This is a genomic window from Neorhizobium sp. T6_25 (genome assembly GCF_002968555.1).
Lineage (GTDB): Bacteria > Pseudomonadota > Alphaproteobacteria > Rhizobiales > Rhizobiaceae > Neorhizobium.
On sequence record NZ_PVBL01000045.1, the window covers coordinates 13591 to 29499 of the forward strand.

Annotated in this window: 18 protein-coding genes and 4 pseudogenes; 15 read left to right on the top strand and 7 right to left on the bottom strand. The window is 59.9% G+C overall.

All coding sequences use genetic code 11. The annotated features are described in order from the left end of the window. Positions 1–122 precede the first annotated feature (122 nt). Entirely contained in the window at positions 123–1010 is an 888-nt protein-coding gene (locus tag C5L10_RS32510) for a LysR family transcriptional regulator (RefSeq protein WP_172717308.1), read from the bottom strand. Positions 1011–1160: 150 nt separating this feature from the next. Here C5L10_RS32510 and C5L10_RS32515 point away from each other — a divergent pair, with 150 nt between their 5' ends. Continuing rightward, complete coding sequence (locus C5L10_RS32515; RefSeq protein ID WP_105433082.1) at positions 1161–1820, top strand: hydrolase; 660 nt, start codon at positions 1161–1163, stop codon at positions 1818–1820. 110 nt (positions 1821–1930) lie between these two features. On the opposite strand, the gene alaE is transcribed toward C5L10_RS32515, so the two are convergent. Beyond that, positions 1931–2479, bottom strand: coding sequence for an L-alanine exporter AlaE (alaE, locus tag C5L10_RS32520; protein ID WP_371412020.1), 549 nt, complete (start codon positions 2477–2479; stop codon positions 1931–1933). A gap of 265 nt (positions 2480–2744) precedes the next feature. Here alaE and C5L10_RS32525 point away from each other — a divergent pair, with 265 nt between their 5' ends. From C5L10_RS32525 to C5L10_RS32545, 5 genes are all read left to right on the top strand, one after another. Next, positions 2745–4517: a monovalent cation:proton antiporter-2 (CPA2) family protein gene (locus C5L10_RS32525; protein WP_105433084.1), complete on the top strand. Its 1773-nt coding sequence runs from the start codon at positions 2745–2747 to the stop codon at positions 4515–4517. A 157-nt stretch (positions 4518–4674) separates the two neighbouring features. Next, positions 4675–5610: a pirin family protein gene (locus C5L10_RS32530; protein WP_105433085.1), complete on the top strand. Its 936-nt coding sequence runs from the start codon at positions 4675–4677 to the stop codon at positions 5608–5610. A gap of 86 nt (positions 5611–5696) precedes the next feature. Next, entirely contained in the window at positions 5697–6947 is a 1251-nt protein-coding gene (locus C5L10_RS32535; protein ID WP_105433086.1) for a DUF5996 family protein, read from the top strand. Between the two features lie 26 nt (positions 6948–6973). Beyond that, positions 6974–7576, top strand: a complete 603-nt coding sequence (locus tag C5L10_RS32540) for a hypothetical protein (RefSeq protein ID WP_105433087.1) — start codon at positions 6974–6976, stop codon at positions 7574–7576. Positions 7577–7579: 3 nt separating this feature from the next. After that, positions 7580–7951, top strand: a complete 372-nt coding sequence (locus tag C5L10_RS32545) for a hypothetical protein (protein WP_371412019.1) — start codon at positions 7580–7582, stop codon at positions 7949–7951. Here the strand turns inward: C5L10_RS32545 and C5L10_RS32550 are convergent. After that, positions 7935–8271 (bottom strand): annotated as a pseudogene (locus C5L10_RS32550) (isochorismatase family protein); the annotation flags it as partial. The gene C5L10_RS32545 and the pseudogene C5L10_RS32550 sit on opposite strands and share 17 nt — an antisense overlap. A gap of 356 nt (positions 8272–8627) precedes the next feature. Next, positions 8628–8954 carry a hypothetical protein gene (locus C5L10_RS32555; protein WP_105433089.1) on the bottom strand — a complete coding sequence of 109 codons (327 nt, stop codon included), beginning with the start codon at positions 8952–8954 and terminating at the stop codon, positions 8628–8630. A gap of 282 nt (positions 8955–9236) precedes the next feature. Here C5L10_RS32555 and C5L10_RS34065 point away from each other — a divergent pair, with 282 nt between their 5' ends. The 6 genes from C5L10_RS34065 (at position 9237) to C5L10_RS32575 (ending at position 12191) form a co-directional block, all read left to right on the top strand. After that, positions 9237–9377 carry a hypothetical protein gene (locus C5L10_RS34065; protein WP_172717304.1) on the top strand — a complete coding sequence of 47 codons (141 nt, stop codon included), beginning with the start codon at positions 9237–9239 and terminating at the stop codon, positions 9375–9377. Between the two features lie 25 nt (positions 9378–9402). Next, positions 9403–9663 carry a hypothetical protein gene (locus C5L10_RS32560; RefSeq protein WP_105433090.1) on the top strand — a complete coding sequence of 87 codons (261 nt, stop codon included), beginning with the start codon at positions 9403–9405 and terminating at the stop codon, positions 9661–9663. A gap of 152 nt (positions 9664–9815) precedes the next feature. Then, positions 9816–9998, top strand: a complete 183-nt coding sequence (locus tag C5L10_RS32565) for a hypothetical protein (RefSeq protein ID WP_105433091.1) — start codon at positions 9816–9818, stop codon at positions 9996–9998. A gap of 296 nt (positions 9999–10294) precedes the next feature. Continuing rightward, positions 10295–10462 (top strand): hypothetical protein, encoded by a 168-nt coding sequence (locus tag C5L10_RS34070; RefSeq protein ID WP_172717305.1) that lies wholly within the window; start codon positions 10295–10297, stop codon positions 10460–10462. Between the two features lie 602 nt (positions 10463–11064). After that, the gene (locus C5L10_RS34210) at positions 11065–11478 is read left to right on the top strand and encodes a hypothetical protein (protein WP_205837122.1); all 414 of its coding nucleotides are present in this window, start codon (positions 11065–11067) and stop codon (positions 11476–11478) included. A gap of 113 nt (positions 11479–11591) precedes the next feature. After that, positions 11592–12191, top strand: a complete 600-nt coding sequence (locus tag C5L10_RS32575) for a hypothetical protein (protein WP_105433092.1) — start codon at positions 11592–11594, stop codon at positions 12189–12191. 242 nt (positions 12192–12433) lie between these two features. Here C5L10_RS32575 and C5L10_RS32580 read toward each other — a convergent pair whose 3' ends face one another. Further along, positions 12434–12673: a DUF378 domain-containing protein gene (locus C5L10_RS32580; RefSeq protein ID WP_105433093.1), complete on the bottom strand. Its 240-nt coding sequence runs from the start codon at positions 12671–12673 to the stop codon at positions 12434–12436. A 223-nt stretch (positions 12674–12896) separates the two neighbouring features. On the opposite strand from C5L10_RS32580, the pseudogene C5L10_RS32585 reads away from it, so the two are divergent. From C5L10_RS32585 to C5L10_RS34645, 3 pseudogenes are all read left to right on the top strand, one after another. Beyond that, a pseudogene (locus C5L10_RS32585) lies at positions 12897–13359 on the top strand (IS21 family transposase); the annotation flags it as partial. Between the two features lie 3 nt (positions 13360–13362). Beyond that, positions 13363–13542 (top strand): annotated as a pseudogene (locus C5L10_RS32590) (ATP-binding protein); the annotation flags it as partial. Between the two features lie 668 nt (positions 13543–14210). Continuing rightward, positions 14211–14594 (top strand): annotated as a pseudogene (locus tag C5L10_RS34645) (hypothetical protein); the annotation flags it as partial. A gap of 36 nt (positions 14595–14630) precedes the next feature. Here the strand turns inward: C5L10_RS34645 and C5L10_RS32605 are convergent. Together C5L10_RS32605 and C5L10_RS34220 are read right to left on the bottom strand one after the other, a co-directional pair. Next, a complete protein-coding gene (locus C5L10_RS32605) occupies positions 14631–15743 on the bottom strand; it encodes a Fic family protein (protein WP_105433094.1) in 1113 nt (370 codons plus the stop codon). After that, positions 15691–15909 (bottom strand): hypothetical protein (locus C5L10_RS34220; protein ID WP_205837125.1); only part of this gene is annotated, 219 nt, incomplete at its 5' end. The genes C5L10_RS34220 and C5L10_RS32605, both read right to left, overlap by 53 nt.

Genomic DNA, 15909 nt, shown 5'->3' on the forward strand with positions numbered 1-15909 from the left:
TCGGCAGTCGTAGGTTCCATAATAAGCCGTTACGCAGCAAAGGGGGCTTTTTCAGCAGCTTGAGAAAAGAAGCGGTAGGTCGGCGGTTCTAATCCCTTCAAGGCGGCGATTTTATTCGAGTCTCACGCATCGCCTCCAGGAGAGGAAGTTCCAAAGCATTCGATCAGCATGTCAGTGAGCACCCTTAGTTTCCGTGACGGATACTGGCTGGGCGGTCGCACGATAAAGATTGCGGCAGGCGGAATCGGATGAGACGTCATAATCGGCACAAGGGCGCCTGATGAGATATGATTGGCAACCAGCAGTTCTGGAACGTAGGCGAGTCCTAAACCGTCGAGAGCAGCCGCCACCAGCGACACCCCGTTGTCGGCGACGAAGCGTCCCCGAGGGCGAACCGTAACGATCTTGTCGTTAACCGTAAATTGCCAAGCCTCATTGTTGCGAAAGACGGCTTCGTGATTGACGATCTCGTCCGGCGTGGCGGGAGCACCATGCGCCTCGATATAGGCAGGGCTCGCGACCAACGTGCCAAGTATGGGCCCGATGCGACGTGCCACCAGAGTTGAATCCGGGAGATACCCGACGCGTATCGCACAATCGAAACCTTCTTCCACAAGATCGACAAAGCGGTCTGTATAGGAGGAATCTATCTGCAGGCGTGGATGTAGGCGTGCCATCTGAGACAGAACGGGAGCAAAATGCGTCGGGCCGAATGTAAGCGGCGCGGCGACGCGGATACGCCCTCGAAGCTCTCCGGCTGGAAGGATCGTTTCCCGGACCACGTCCAGTTCCGCAAAAGTCCGGGCTGCGTATTCCCTAAAAGTTGCACCAGCTTCCGTCAGCGCAATGCCACGGGTGGTTCTGGCGAGTAACTGCACGCCAAGCTCTGATTCCAGTTGTGCGATCCTGCGGCTGACCATCGATTTAGACATACCTAGACGCAGCGCCGCTGAAGATACGCCGCCGGCATCTGCGGTTTCGACGAATATCCTCAGATCCTCAATGTCCAATTCGTGTTCCTTTTCCTGCAACATCGCGTCACGCGTCCTGCGGCTACCGACGTGGGTAAGAGAATGTCAGGTTTGGCTGGTCGCGTAGGAGAGCCCTCCGATGCGGTCAGCCTGCGAACGCCCGACGAACCGCCAACATAGGATATTTCCATGACCTTTCGTAACGGCCTCGATACCCTGCTTCGGCCCGAGGATTCGGTCCTTGTTCTGATCGATCACCAGCCCTATCAGTTAACCAACCTCAATAGCCACGATCCGCAAGCCATCGTCAACAACGTTACGGCCCTGGCTAAGCTGGCAAAAGCCTTTAACGTCCCGACCATCCTCACCAGCGTGATCGCCGACCGCGGCGGCAAGATCTTCAAGCATATCACCGATGTCTTCCCTGGCCAGGAGGTCATCGACCGCACCTGGGTGAATACCTGGGAGGACGAGAAAGTGGTTGAGCTGGTCAAGGCGACGGGCCGCAAGCAGCTGATCATTGCCGGTCTGTGGACGGAAGTCTGCGTGGCGATGCCGGCCATTCAGGCCGCCGGCGAAGGCTGGGACGTGACCGTCATTACCGACGCCTCGGGCGGAAGTTCGCTGGAATCGCATCAGGTCGCTATCCAGCGGATGATCTCGGCCGGCGTCAACATGATGACCTGGATGGCTTTGGCGGGTGAATGGCAGCGGGACTGGGCACGTACCGAGCATGTCGAGGAACTGACGGAAGTGCTGATCTCTCACATGAGCGGCAGCGGCATTGCCTATCTCTGGGAGCAGCAATTGCTGAACACGCCGACCCCGACGAGCAAGGGCGGTCTTTGAAGCGACGGCGGGGGACGGTGCGGCAGACAGCGATGGCCCCCGGAGGGCCATCCATGTGGTCGTCCGCATCGCCCCTGCCGGCAACGATTTCCGATAGCGGCCAAGCGTGATCAAGGCGATCCGGTCTCGGTGTTTAACGACATCGGCTTCGAGCCACCCTTCGGAAGGCCGAAGAGGCGTCGCACCGTGTTGAGAAAGGCGCCATAGGGGCGGCCAAGCACCAGCATCATGACGGCCGCGCCGAGAATGCCGCTCAGCAGGCCGCCGCCTTCGGCGCCACTGATGGCAATGATGGCCGCATAGATCGGCACCTGAAACGTCATCAGGGAGAGGCTGTCCCAGAAGAGTTGCGACATCGTGGCCTCGCCGGCGCGCTTCATCATCCAATCCCGCCACAAGCCATAGGGCCGAGCCACCGGAACCATGAGTACGGCACCGAGGAGCCGGGCATTGCAGACTTCCTCCCAGCTCATGCCGGCAATGAAGCGCTCGTTGAGCGCGCCGGTTGCCGTGAAGAAAATCAGGAGCGCCACCGTATCGGCGAGGAATGAGCGGCGACGGGTGGGCCGGTCCGGGAGGTGAGCCTCCCTTGCGTCGGTGCCTGGCTGCGTATTTGCAGATTTGCTTGGAGTCTGGGTGATGGTAACCTCTCTGTCGATGAATGCGGACTTGTCCCTTGCAGCCGGCCAGGTGCAACCGGCCGTCGGCGTGCCTTAGAGAAAGGGTAACGCGGATAGCCTCCATTAGGCGTTGCGTTTTTCGAGACAGACTATTGCAGTTTGCGCGACTATCCAGCGAGTTGCTGCAAGGCTACCAATTATGTCGGCGTCGGCGGGATGTTCAACCTAGAAGCGTCAAAGGAGCGTAAAAGGCGCCGCCGGCTGATGTCGATCGTCGAGGTGGCCGGTATCGAAAGGCGAGTGCATGGCTGACGTGAGCCTGGGACAGACGATCGGTCCTGCTATTGTTCAAATGGGAGCGGCCGTCGCGGCAGTGCCGTTGTTTCGCCGTCTCGGCCTGGGTTCTGTGCTCGGTTATTTCACCGCCGGTGTCCTAGTCGGACCATCGGTGCTTGGCCTATTTACCAATACGCTGTCCATCCTGCATTTCTCCGAGCTCGGGGTCGTCATGTTCCTGTTCGTGATCGGACTGGAATTGCGCCCGCAGAAATTATGGTCCATGCGCGGGCAGATTTTCGGCCTCGGCCTGCTGCAGGTGGCGCTGGGTATTGCCGCGCTTGCCCTGACGGGAATGCTGGTCTTCGGCCTGTCCGCCCCCGTCGCCTTTATTGCCGGCGCCGGTTTCGTCCTCTCCTCGACAGCCGTTATCATGTCGGTGCTTCAGGATCGCGGCGAGGTTTCCACGCCTGAGGGGCAGCAATCCGTTTCCATTCTTCTCTTCGAAGATCTGATGATCGTGCCGCTCCTGGCGGTCGTGGCCTTTCTCTCTCCCCTATCGGACGGCCAGGCCGGGTGGACGAGCATCCTCTTGGGCATTGGCGCTCTGCTTGTGCTGATCGGCGTGGCAAAGTGGGGGCTGAACCCGTTCTTCGCCCTCCTGGCACGGGCGCGGACCCGCGAGGTCATGTCGGCCGGCGCCCTGCTGGTGGTGCTCGCCGCTGCCTGGCTCATGGATATGGCCGGGCTTTCCATGGCGATGGGCGCTTTTCTCGCCGGTGTCATGCTGTCGAGCTCGAGCTATCGGCACCAGATCGAAAGCGATGTCGAGCCGTTTCGCGGCCTGCTGATGGGGCTCTTCTTCCTGGCCGTGGGGATGTCGCTCGACCTTTCCGTTGTTGCCGCCGAATGGCTGCTTCTTCTGGCCATGCTCTGCGCTTTCACGCTGGCAAAAGGCGCCGTCGTCTTCGGCGTTGCGCGTGTCTTCGGCAGTTCCGTTCACGACGCAATCCATCGAACCTCGATGTTCCTGCAGGGCGGCGAATTCGCCTTCGTGCTTTACGCGGCAGCGGCGACGGGCGGCGTCATCGATGCGCGTGCGAATGCCGTCTTCACGACGGTGGTGATTTTCTCCATGGCGCTGACACCGCTCCTGATGATTGCGGCGGACCGTTTCCTGCGCAGCGCACCGCAGATGCATGGTGTGGAAGCCGCGCAAAATCTGAGCGGCCGGGTGCTTATCATCGGCTTTGGCCGCTTTGGACAGATCGCCTCGCAACTCCTCCTGGCAAAGGGCGTCCACCTGTCGGTCATCGATTCCAACCCCGACCGGATCCGTGAAGCAGGGCGTTTCGGCTTCAAGGTCTTCTTCGGCGACGGCACACGCCTCGACACGCTGCACCATTCCGGCGCCGGTACGGCCGATGCGCTGATCGTCTGCATCAATGACCCCAAGGCTGCCCTCCATATCGTGGAGCTGGCACAGCACGAATTCCCCCAGGCCAAGATCCTGGTGCGCAGCTACGATCGCGGTCACGCCGTTGAGCTTATTCGCGCCGGCGTGGATTTCGAGATCCGCGAAACCGTTGAATCCGCCTACCAGATGGGCGCGGCCGGCCTGCGTGCGCTCGGCTTTGCCGAGATAGAGGTCGAGGAAGCGGCCGAAGAAGTCCGCCGCCGCGACTATGAGCGCCAGTCCGAACAGGTGCAGGGCGATGCGATGTCGGGTGCGGGCCATCTTCATGTCCGGCCCATTCCCGAACCGCTCAGCGGTGACAGAGCCCATCAAACGAGAGCTTGAGCCCGAAGAGGTCCTGCAGGGAGGCAAACAGCCCGGCGCCGGATCTCGAGACCATCATCACCCCGGCATCGGCTGCATGGCGAGTTCCGGGACACGAGCAGCAAGCAGGGCGGCGCGTGCAAATCCGCGCCTGGCAAACAAGGAAAGGCGACCAGACATGAGTTGGAACCCGGCAATCGAACCAGGCTGTCCCGATGAGGTCAGCAGTGATGCAATTGAAACCCTGATCATTCCCCGTGCGCGCGATATCGGCGGTTTCGAAGTGCGCCGTGCCTTGCCGGCGCCGAATCGCCAGATGGTCGGTCCGTTCATCTTTTTCGATCAGGCCGGACCGGCCGAACTGCTCACGGGGCAGGGGATCGATGTCCGGCCGCATCCGCATATCGGCCTTGGAACGGTCACCTATCTCTATCGCGGCGATTTTCATCACCGCGACAGCACCGGCGCCAATCAGGTGATCCGGCCCGGCGAGCTGAACTGGATGGTCGCGGGCCGCGGCGTGTCGCATTCGGAGCGCACGACGGCCACTGCGCGCACCGGCCCGAACAGCCTCTTCGGGATCCAGACCTGGCTCGCCCTGCCAGACAGCCACGAGGATGTCGATCCGAGCTTCGAGCACCACGGCAAGGCGTCCCTGCCGGTCATCGAGGACGGCGGAACCACGGTGCGGCTGATCCTCGGCAATGCCTATGGCGAGGTAGCGCCGGCCACGATGTTCTCCGAGACGTTCTATGCCGATGTGACTCTGGAGAGCGGATCGCTCTTCCCGATGCCGGACAACCACGAGGACCGGGGCATCTATATCGTCGAAGGATCGATCTCGATCGCCGGTCAAAGCTTCGAAGCGCCGCAGATGATGGTGTTCCGTCCGGGCGACAAGATCACCGTCGCGGCAGGCGAGCGCGGCGCGCGTCTGATGATCCTCGGCGGTGCGACGCTTTCCGGCCCGCGTTATGTCTGGTGGAATTTCGTTGCGTCATCCAAGGAGCGCATCGAAGCGGCCAAGGCGGAATGGCGGGCAGAGAATTGGGGCAAGGGTCGCTTCGATCTGCCGGCCGATGACCGCGACGAGCACATCCCGCTTCCGGACTGAGGGTCCGGGCGCAACCGCGTCCGGCAAGCGCGACCGGTTCGCCCAGGCCGTCATCCCTTCGCCCTCTTTCTAAGATTGGATATCCCATGAGCAGCAAATGGCCTACCCTCGATTATCTCGGCTGGCGTGAAACGTGCTCGGCCTTGCATCTCTACCTGCAAGTGGTCGGCAAATATCGACTGGCCCATACCCCCTGGCTCAACCATTCATGGAACGCGACTTTCTATGTCACGCCGTCCGGTCTGACATCCTCGCTCATCCCTGACGGCCGCGGCATCGAGATTGCGGTCGGTTTTCACGATCACCGGGTCTCGGGCACGAGTGGCGACGGGCGCAAGGCCTCGTTCGCTCTGCGCGACATGACGGTTGCCGAGTTCCATGCGGCCTTCATTCGACTAATTTCCGAGCTCGGTGGAACACCGGAATTCCACGGTCAGCCGAATGAGGTGGCGGATCCGGTGCCCTTCGAGGAGGATCATCGGGACCGGCCTTACGACCGTGAGGCCGTCCGGAGATTTCATCAGGCCCTGATGGCCATTGACGGTGTCTTCAAGACGTTTCGGACATCCTTTCTCGGCAAGTCCAGTCCGGTGCACCTCTTCTGGGGGAGTTTCGACCTGGCCGTCACACGGTTCTCCGGTCGTCCCGCGCCCATTCATCCCGGCGGTGTTCCGGCCCTGCCGGATGATGTGGCGCAGGAAGCCTATGATCACGAAGTATCTTCGGCGGGCTTCTGGCCGGGCGGCGGCGGCATAGACTATCCGGCCTTCTACGCCTATGCCTATCCCGCGCCGGGTGGCTTCCGGGCGGCGTCCGTCAAGCCGGATGCAGCTTTCTGGCATGAGGGTCTGTCGGAGTTCATCCTGCCCTATGAGGCGGTGCAGACGGCAAGCGATCCGGATGCAGCGCTTCTCTCCTTCCTGGTCTCGACCTATGACGCGGCCGCCGAGCTGGGTGGCTGGGACAGGGATCTGCTCGAATGCAGCTATGGCGAGCGCGGCAAGGTGCGCGCGCTGAAGGCCAGGCCGTCGCAGGCTGCGCCATCGGCGGTTGCCGGCGAGGTCGAGCGGGAGGATGGTGCTTCCAAGGGTCGCTACCGCCTCGTCATCGACGGCGTCGAAGCGGAGATGACCTATAGCCGCGCCGGCGCGCAACTCATCATCATCGACCATACGGATGTGCCTGCCGCCTTGCGGGGCCGAAAGGTCGGGGAACGTCTTGTTCGTCAGGCGATCGAGGATGCACGGCGCGACGGGGTCTCGATCATTCCCCTGTGCCCCTTTGCGAAAGCTCAGATCGATCGGCATCCAGAGTGGCAGGACGTGCTCCGCAAATGAAGCGGTCGGCGGCAAGGGAGGATGATATGGCTGACGAAAGCAATCCGCTGTGGGATGCGGACAGGATCCTGATGGCGGCTGTCCACGATGCAATCGAAAATGCGGCACGGAGTGCGGGGCATCATCTTCGGGGTGCCGATGACACCCGCTCCCGGCAGGACTATTTCGCCGATGGCGTCATGCGCCATCTGTTTCTGCGCCTCTGCGGTGCCGACCCCGCGACTGCGGCGGGTGGAGATCCGGAGATCGCCTGGAGGATCCTCTATGCGGGGCGCAACGTGGCGCGCCACTGGGAAAGGGAAGGCGAAGACCGTAAGACCATGCGGAGAAAGAGGGAGCGGAGCGAGGATCTCGACAGGGACAGAAGCGAGCGTCGCGAGCTCATCCGCTCCGCGCAACATTATGCGATGACGCTGGTCGTGCAGGCCCTGGCGGATCAGGCGCGGCTATCTGACCCGCAATTCGTCGAGCGACTGGAGGCGGCGATCGATGCACGAGCCGCAAAGCTCGGGATCGTTTCGGAAACGGATGCGCTCTTTATCAGCAGCGCGAAGGACTATGTGTCGCTTCTGACCCGGACAAGGGAACAGGGGGCGGCAGAGCCCGACCATCAATCGATCACGGAGTGATATGTGACAGAGAACTGCCCGGTACCCACGCCGACAGAGCGACGGATCTCGGAGATCATCATGAGGGCGGACAAGACGCTCGCCGATGCAGTCGCCTTGTCGCTGGAGGCCGCCACGGCGCAGACCGCGGCGGAATTGAAAGCCATGGGAGAGGAGGGCTCGGCGCCAGCGCTGGAATATTTCGCCAGCGTCATTCATCAGAGGATGTATTGCCTGATGTGCGGCGCCGATCCCGACACATTCGAAGGAGGCGATCCGAAGATCGCCTACCATGTGATCCGCAACAGCCAGAACATTGCCAAGCAGTACTGGTCGGCTGATATCGAGCCCTATCTGCCCACAAGACGTTCAACTGGCCTTAGGCCGAAGCGATAGCTGCCGCTTTTTCAGGGTTGAACCCATCGAAGCTTTCGAAGACGTCCATGAAACCTGGGACGGTTGCTTTGCGAGCCCAATCCCGCTGAAATTCGCAGTACAACTGGACGCGGCTGGTCATATTGCCGCCAGCTTGCTCGATCCGACGTAGGCCAGCCTCGTTGGCAGCGACCGACGTTCCGCCTACCGCGTCAACAGGAACGTAGACCTCATAGCCTTCCCGCAGGGCATCAAGAGCGGGGAAAGCCAAGCACACTTGTGTCCAATGTGCGGCGCCCGAGTGCCTTGACTGCTTGCTTGAATTCGATGTCTTCCCAACAGGTTAACGCGACCTTCATAGCCTTCGACCGGATATGGTACTGGGAGTTGTACGATTCTTATGATGTACTGCAGTTTCATATCGTTGCTATCGCGCCGGTGCGAAATAACGGGTCGGCGGTTCACATCCCCTCAAGGCGAGGAAGCCCGCCGAGCGGAGCTCCGGGGATGGGGCTCGGCCTGTACATCGCCTCGGAGATCGCGAAGGCACGGCGGCGACATTAACGTCCGGTCCGACGACCGACTCGCTTCACATTTATTATGCCTTGCCGCCGTCGAAAAAAGGCGGACGCCGCGAGACGACCGTGAGGGACATTCAGGGGCCGGCCGCTCCGCCTGGCCCACCTAATTGACATCATTAGGCCGCTCCCAGAAGATCGTCGGATGGCCCAGTCACCGATTTCGAACCCATCAGGGACCGGACCTCTTTCCTCCGAATGCACTCATCTTGCTTCAACCTTCGCGGTCGGTGTCGCCGTTTTGAAACATCTGAACGTTCCTCGGTATTCAAAGGAGGGTCGAACGATTCGACTGGATTTACCGAGTTCTGCCCGGACGCCTGTTCTTCGTCGGACGAGGGCTCAATCGATGCCTCGTGAAGTTCAGCGTCGGAAATATTGCCCGTCACGTGCTCCTCTTTGACGTTGAGCGGTCCGCCCTTGGTGCTTTGCGGTTGATCAGACATTTTGATCTCTCCAGTCCTGCAAGAGGCGCATCCTGAAGTGTGCTCTTGCCGCGCGCGGCGGTATCGCCGCCGCTTGGGGCTGTACCGGCCGTTCGATTGCCAAAGGCCTGTACTAAAATGTTGGCCCTGATTTCCTGTCCCCGGGTAAGGTGCTCCATGACAAATTCGGCCGCCTAGCGCAGGGTGGGCCGCTTCTACACGACTCGGTTTTCGGCGTCGCTCGGCCCCATGGAACTTCCGCCTTCGGACCCGGTTTGGTGAAATTCGCTAATGGAGGTCATCATGGCAGATCCGAAGGATAAGCAGCCAGCCGAAGGCTCGCGTGAGGTCATCGACAAGGAATTGAAACGTCAAGGCGGCGGCGCCAGCCCGAAGGATGATAAGGAGGTCGAGCAAAAGGGGCCGGGTCAGCCGCGATCCTGATCCCTTCGAACAGGAAGGAAAAAGCGTGAGCAACTCGGAAACGACAACCGATCACAAGACGATACAAAAATGGGCCGAGGCCCGCGAAGGCAGACCGTCCGTGATCCGCAACGGTCAGCACGGTGGCGTTCTGCGCATCGACTTCGGCGAAAAGGAAGAGGAACTCGACGAGATCGGCTGGGACGAATTCTTTCAGATCTTTGACAAGAACAAGCTCGCTTTCCTCTACCAGGACAAGACGAAGGACGGGAAGACCAGCCGCTTCAACAAATTCGTGGAGCGCTAATGAGGTTCCAGCAGTGTGACCCATTGCCCGTCGTGCTGCTCCTGGTCATCGAGTTTCCCGGCACTGAGCCGCGGCTTTTATGGTCTTTGCGCGGAACCTGAAACAACATGGCTTGTTCGCATCCATCATAGGTAATCAAGGAAGTAAAGCCCATGGATCGTGACCAGCTCAACCAGAACCCGAAACGCAATACCGACGAAGTTCCCGAAGGCACGCCGGATGCGGCAGAAAATATCTGCCGCCGGTGCGCGGGCTCCGGTAAGATAGACGACGGCGAATGCCCGGAATGCGACGGTACCGGCAAGGTTCTGACGCCCGTGGGTGGCGCGGGCTAGGATCATGAAAAGAGGAACCAAGTTTGATCCCCATCTCCTTCGCCGGCCAGCATGAAGTCCTCGGTTGTATCGACGCCCTGGCCCCCGTCAGGCTGATGGGCTGTGGCAGGGGCGAGGCTTGGAAACGGGCCATCCGTTTGATGGCGTGCTTACACGGCAAGCGAAACCGATTTTCGGAGGGGCGGGTCGCAGGTCGGCATTTAGCCGTTTCGGCTTCTGCGCCCAGCGAATCTTGCGGAACTTCTGCTCAGGAGGCCGGTTCGCCCGGACACCGCAGTAAAAAATGGAGATCTGAGATGTCTGAAGTGAAAAAAGACGACAAGTTCGATAAACCGCTTCTTGGTGCTGATGGTTCAGCGAGAGTGGCCGAAAGTGTTGATACGACCCGAACGCCTCTTGAGGAAATTGAAGCGGCTAAAGCTGCTCGCAAGAGCCGGACGCCGCTGTACGGAACCACGAAATAAGCGGTCAGGGCATTGAGAATTCCGAAAGGACTGAGCTAGCCCCGCCCTCCTCATCGTCACGCCGGAAGAACGGCCTCGATGCACCATGGGAATAGCGGAACGCAGAGCGGAAGAAGATAATCTGGCCGAGTGGCGTGTCATGCTCTCAGCGGCATGATTTCGGAGAGGACGAGTCGCCTCCTATTTCGAACAAGGGTGGGATATGAACGAGAATGAACCTATCTCCTGTGAATTGAAGGAGCTCGAATACAATATAGCGTACCTCGAGAACGAGAAACAACGGGGCTGGCTCTCAACAACGAAGCAAGACCAGCTAGCACGTGCTCGGATGTGGCGCGACGAAATACTGGCAGAGGCGAGCGACGCCGCCACCGTTTAAGAACACGTGTACGACCAGCAAGCTCGAACACCGAGGCAGTCGTCATCGTCTTTCAAGAGATGTCACTGGCTGTGCCTGGCACCGACAGCCTCGCTTCGCGCGCTTCATTTGCAGCTGCTGCGCCCGGATGTGCTTCACCTCTATCGGGCTCGGAAAGTTGCTCGCCATTGACTCCCTGCTGATCTCATTCGACAACGATATGCCCATCAACCAGGAGTAACCGATGCCGGACGAAAACGATACTCAGGAGATGAACGAGACTTCCACACCGATCGCTGCTGAAGACGCGCCGAAAGCAAAAAAGACCCGTCAGGCCGGCAAGCCTAAGTCTGCAGCTGAGATGACCACGTCTACCGATGTGGCTGCATCGGAAGAACCCGTAAAGAAAACTCGAGCCAAACGCAGTCCTAAAATCGCCGTGGCTAAATCACCGAAGCGGCTTGGCCGTGCTGCTGCTGGTTCGACCGCTGCTCGCAATACATCGATGAACACCGCAGCTTCCAACGCCGAGCCCAGCGATGATGGTTTCGCTGATCTCATGAAGTTGGAGGAAGAAAACCAGGGCCTTCGCAAGCAGTTGTCCGAGAAGCTTCGAGCCGAGAACGCTGAGCTGCGCAAGCGCCTCGGGCAGAACTGACGCAGGTATTGAGCATCGTGTTCGGCTGACCACCTATTATTACAGGTGCCGGATCGGCCAGGTCCGGCACAACAACAAGGCACCAATGCCTTGACCTACGAAAGGCATGACGCATGAAGACGCCGTGGAGATTTTTGGCCGATCTCGTTTCAATAAAACCGTCCGTCGCGCAAGAAGATGAGGCGAGTGAGAACGCCGGCATCCAGGCGCTTGAGTATCACCCGCTTCAAGAAGAGAGTGCCGCCCTTCAATCGAACAGCGAGGCTCAGGATGAGGCCCAAAATGGCGACCTTGCAGATTCTGCGATCGTTCCCGACACGCCTGAAGCAGCCTATGTCTTACCGGATCTGACGCAAACGAAGTCGTCCACGTCCGATGATCTAAGGTCATCCGTTGCCTTCGCTGAAGAGATTGTCGCGCTAGACACGTCGCACCGACGTGCCGACGAAACAGCGGTGTCAGACAAGGAGCCATCCGAGAACAAGCCAAAGACTGGAACACGGCGGTCCAACAAGCTTTCCCAAGCCTTGACACCTACAGATACCCATCCGCGACAATTTCCCGAGGCCGCGCCCGTCGTTGTGAAGGCCATCGCTGATGAGATGTCCGAACTGGATGCCGAAATCCAGGATCTGCGAAAGAAGTTGGCGAAAAAACTCTCAGTGCAAAACCTTTATCTCAAGCAGATGCTGAACCGCTACAATAGGAAATAAAAATCTCAGCATAGTGGTTAGGGCACATACCAGCCGCTAAAGGCTGTTTCTGTGCAAGTGAACTAAGAGGGCCGAAACGTTCTCTGCCTTCGATTTTCCAGTATTCCGATCCTGACCGAGCTCAAAGCTCACCCTGTCGCCTTCCCGCAGCGAGCAGTTGAATGGTTCAACAAGAGGACATGAGCGGCAAAGAAAAAGCCGCAGGCATTGGACCCGCGGCCTTTGTGGTGCGGCTGTATGGGTTAATGGCGATTGCCGAGAGAGCCTTCGGCGGCCGGCTCGTCGGCCGACAGGGCTCTGAAGAACGGAATGATCTGGTAGAGGGCCGAGAGGCCAACCAGGACATAGACAATCCGAGAAAGGGTGGCGTCTTGACCGCCAAAGATGGCTGCTACCAGGTCGAACTGAAAGAGGCCGACCAGAAGCCAGTTGATCCCACCGACGATGATCAGCAGAAGAGTGAAGAGGTTGAGTGCGCGCATCCGATACTCCTTTTAGGTTTGCGTGCGGTTCGAACTGGCAACTCAACGGCTGGTTCCATGGGTAGTCGGCTGCGCCTCCGCTCTAGCGTCACTGCCTCGGGCCGAGAAGGAACCCGCAGCCCGTTTCTTCGGTGGCGAAGAATTCCTACCGTCAGTGAGGTTCCAAGTATGACCACCTGCCCACTCACCCCCAGGCAACTCGAATGCGTCAAGCTGTCCGCCGAAACAGGACGGGGTGACGGTCGCTGAGCACCGGCGCAGCTTCGGCCGTGGCGACACCGTCTACGATCCCTGGCACTGTGTCCCCGTCCTCGCTCGCAAAGCCGGTGCCTTGCGCAACGGCGCTCCTTTCCGGGAATGGGTTTTGCCAGCCGCGATGGAGAAGGTGCGCAAACGGTTGAAGAGCGTCGATGACGGTGATCGGCAGATGGTCACCATACTCGGATGTGTTCCCGCTGATGGTCTCACGGCAGTTGAGGCTGCTTGCCAGGAAGCGCTTGATCACGGCGTCTGCTCTGCCTCGGTGATCATCAACATTCTGGCGCGGAGCCGCGACCAGGCTCCCGCCGCAACCCTGCAGATCCCGGATGCGCTTCGGCTTGCCCATGAGCCGGTCGCCGACTGCGCCCGTTACGACAGGCTCAGGAGGGCAAGTTGATGGAACGCACGCAGGTTCCTCGAACTGATGAGCACGCTCGATCCGCTACCAGCTCAGCATCGCCAAGCTGCCGTTGGCAAAAGATATTGACGACTTCGACTTCGCCGATACGCCCGTCAATAAATCGCTGGTGCGTGAACTGGCCACCGGCACCTTCGTCGCCGACCGGCGCAATGTCGTTCTCGTCGGCGGCACGGGAACCGGAGCAACGGTAAAGCCGAAGGGCAGATCAACCGCCTCAAGATGCTGAAGCGAGCAATGTGCGGCCGCGCCGGGCCAGAACTGATGAGGGCGAGAATGCTGCCGCTGAATCACAGAAATTGAGGATGAACCCCGTTAAATGCAAAACAACAACGTCTGTGGCGCGGTTATCAAGTTTGGATAGCACGCAAACACTGCTTTACGCCCAACAGCGGAACTCCGAGTGCTGTCGAGGGAGCGGCCGCATTGGGTCGGTTTTGGCCTTCACCACCGTGCCAGAACGGTGATCAGCGTCGAACATTCAAAGTGCCCAAATTCGGCTGACCGTTCGATCGCGCACATCATCACGACTGTGGAATAGCTGCTACCGCGTCGCTGCGATAAAAACGGACGCGTTGCGGATCAGGACCCGTTCCCTCACAAGGTGCATGGCTATTACCCCTCCCAGGCAGTAGGCTCCCATTCCGGCGATCTGCCAAGGGTAGGGAACGCCGACGTCGATCAGGGATCCGGTGAGACCCGGTCGCATGGCGGTGGCGAACACGATAAGGGCCACGATGATTGCCGGATGCCGCCGAGATATTGAAGGCCATACATTTCCGGCCACAGCGCCCCGAGAAGCGACAATGACGAGCGAGCGAAATTCCAAGCAGTGTCATGAATGCGAACGCGCTCCAAGGTGAAGTCCACATCGCATAGATCGGGGGCTTCGATCTCGTCTATGACGGCGAGCGTTTTGGCCGGGGCGATAATTACCACTATCAGACACTGCTCCAGCGCACTGGCGCTGATTACGAGATCGATCTCGCCGTCACTGTCACTCCGCTCGGTGCCATCTCCCGGCTCGAGCACGCGCTTGACGGGTTCGAAGAGGAGCGGGAAGGTTATCGCCTGAGGTTGGCTGAGTACCAGCGGCGGCTTTCTTCCGACCAGTCGCGGCAGGGTGGCACCTTCGCCTTTGCCGACGAACTCGCTGAGAAGCGCCGGGAGTTGCGTGAGGTGGAGGAGGCCTTGGCCCAATCCGCTTGCTATGACACTGACGCGCAAAATATTGCGGCCTGATCCGCTTTTGCTGACGCAACGCCTCGACCAGCCCGCCTATGTGTCGGTTACGAGATTAAGCCGGTAGCGCGTCGCCTTGCGCTCGCCGGTGCGCAGCAATGCGCCCTTCTCGACCAAGTCCGCAAGGTCGCGGGTTATAGTCGAGGGCGGAGCGCCGGTGATCGTGGCGTAGTTGCCGGCGTTCAAACCCCCGGTGAAACCTTCAGGCCCCTCGGCCAGCATGCGAAGAAGGACCTTATCCTGCCGCTCGTTCAGCGCGCCACGCAGCCTGTCCATAAGCCGTGTCTTTTCGATCAGGAAGCGGACCAATTCGTCCGCGGACTTCTGGGCTTCCAGCGCCCGATCCGCGAACCATGAGAGCCAGTCATCGATCACGAGCGTGGAGCTCGCGGCTTCCAGCATCGCGTAATAGTCCTTGCGGTGTCTCAGCAGCGATTTCGATAACGGGCTGAACGTTGGTGTCGAGATCGCTCGGGCAAGCGCGCTTTCGGCGATCGCACGACCGATACGGCCATTGCCATCCTCGAAAGGGTGGATGCACTCGAACCACAGATGAGCGATGCCGGCGCGGGTGAGGGCGGCAAGCGGGTTCGGCCCTTCCGGAGCGGTTTGTTCAAGCCATTCGAGAAGCCTGCCCATCTCGACCGCCAAGCGCTCGGATGGAGGTGCTTCGAAGTGCACGCGCTGGCGGCCGAAAGCGCCTGAGACGATCTGCATCGGTTCGTCATGGCGACGATAGCTGCCGATGTCGGCGATGTCCCGGCGGCCGTTCATGACCATCCGGTGCCATTCGAAAAGCCGCTCTTCGGTGATGGGGGCAAGTGGGCGACGGTAGAGGTCCGCCATCATCTCGGCAATGCCTGCCTCTGCCGGCCTGCCGAGGAATGCTGCAGCGGACATTCCGAGTTGCCGCCGAAGGGACGATTGAACGCTGTCACGGTCGAGGACTTCCCCCTCGATGGCTGATGTGCTCAAAGCATCGGAGCTGAGAAGCTCGATCACGACGTCCTCGCGATCATTCTTCCCGAGATGGCGCATGGTGCCCACCGCGATAGCAGCGTTCTCCATGAATGCCTGCTCCCTGGCCCGCAGAAGCTCAGCGTTCCACTCGAACTTCGGCCACCCCGCCAATTCCCAATTCCAAGCCATGGGCTATAAACCTATATTTATTACCCACATTACCGTAATAATTTGAGCGATAAAAGCGATTTGTTTCGCTCATCGTCCCAAGGCCGATAAACGGGGCAGGGGAGAAAAAGGAAGGAGGAAACCCTTTCGCAGCCCGGTTGACCCGCCGCCGCTGGCACTCAACCGC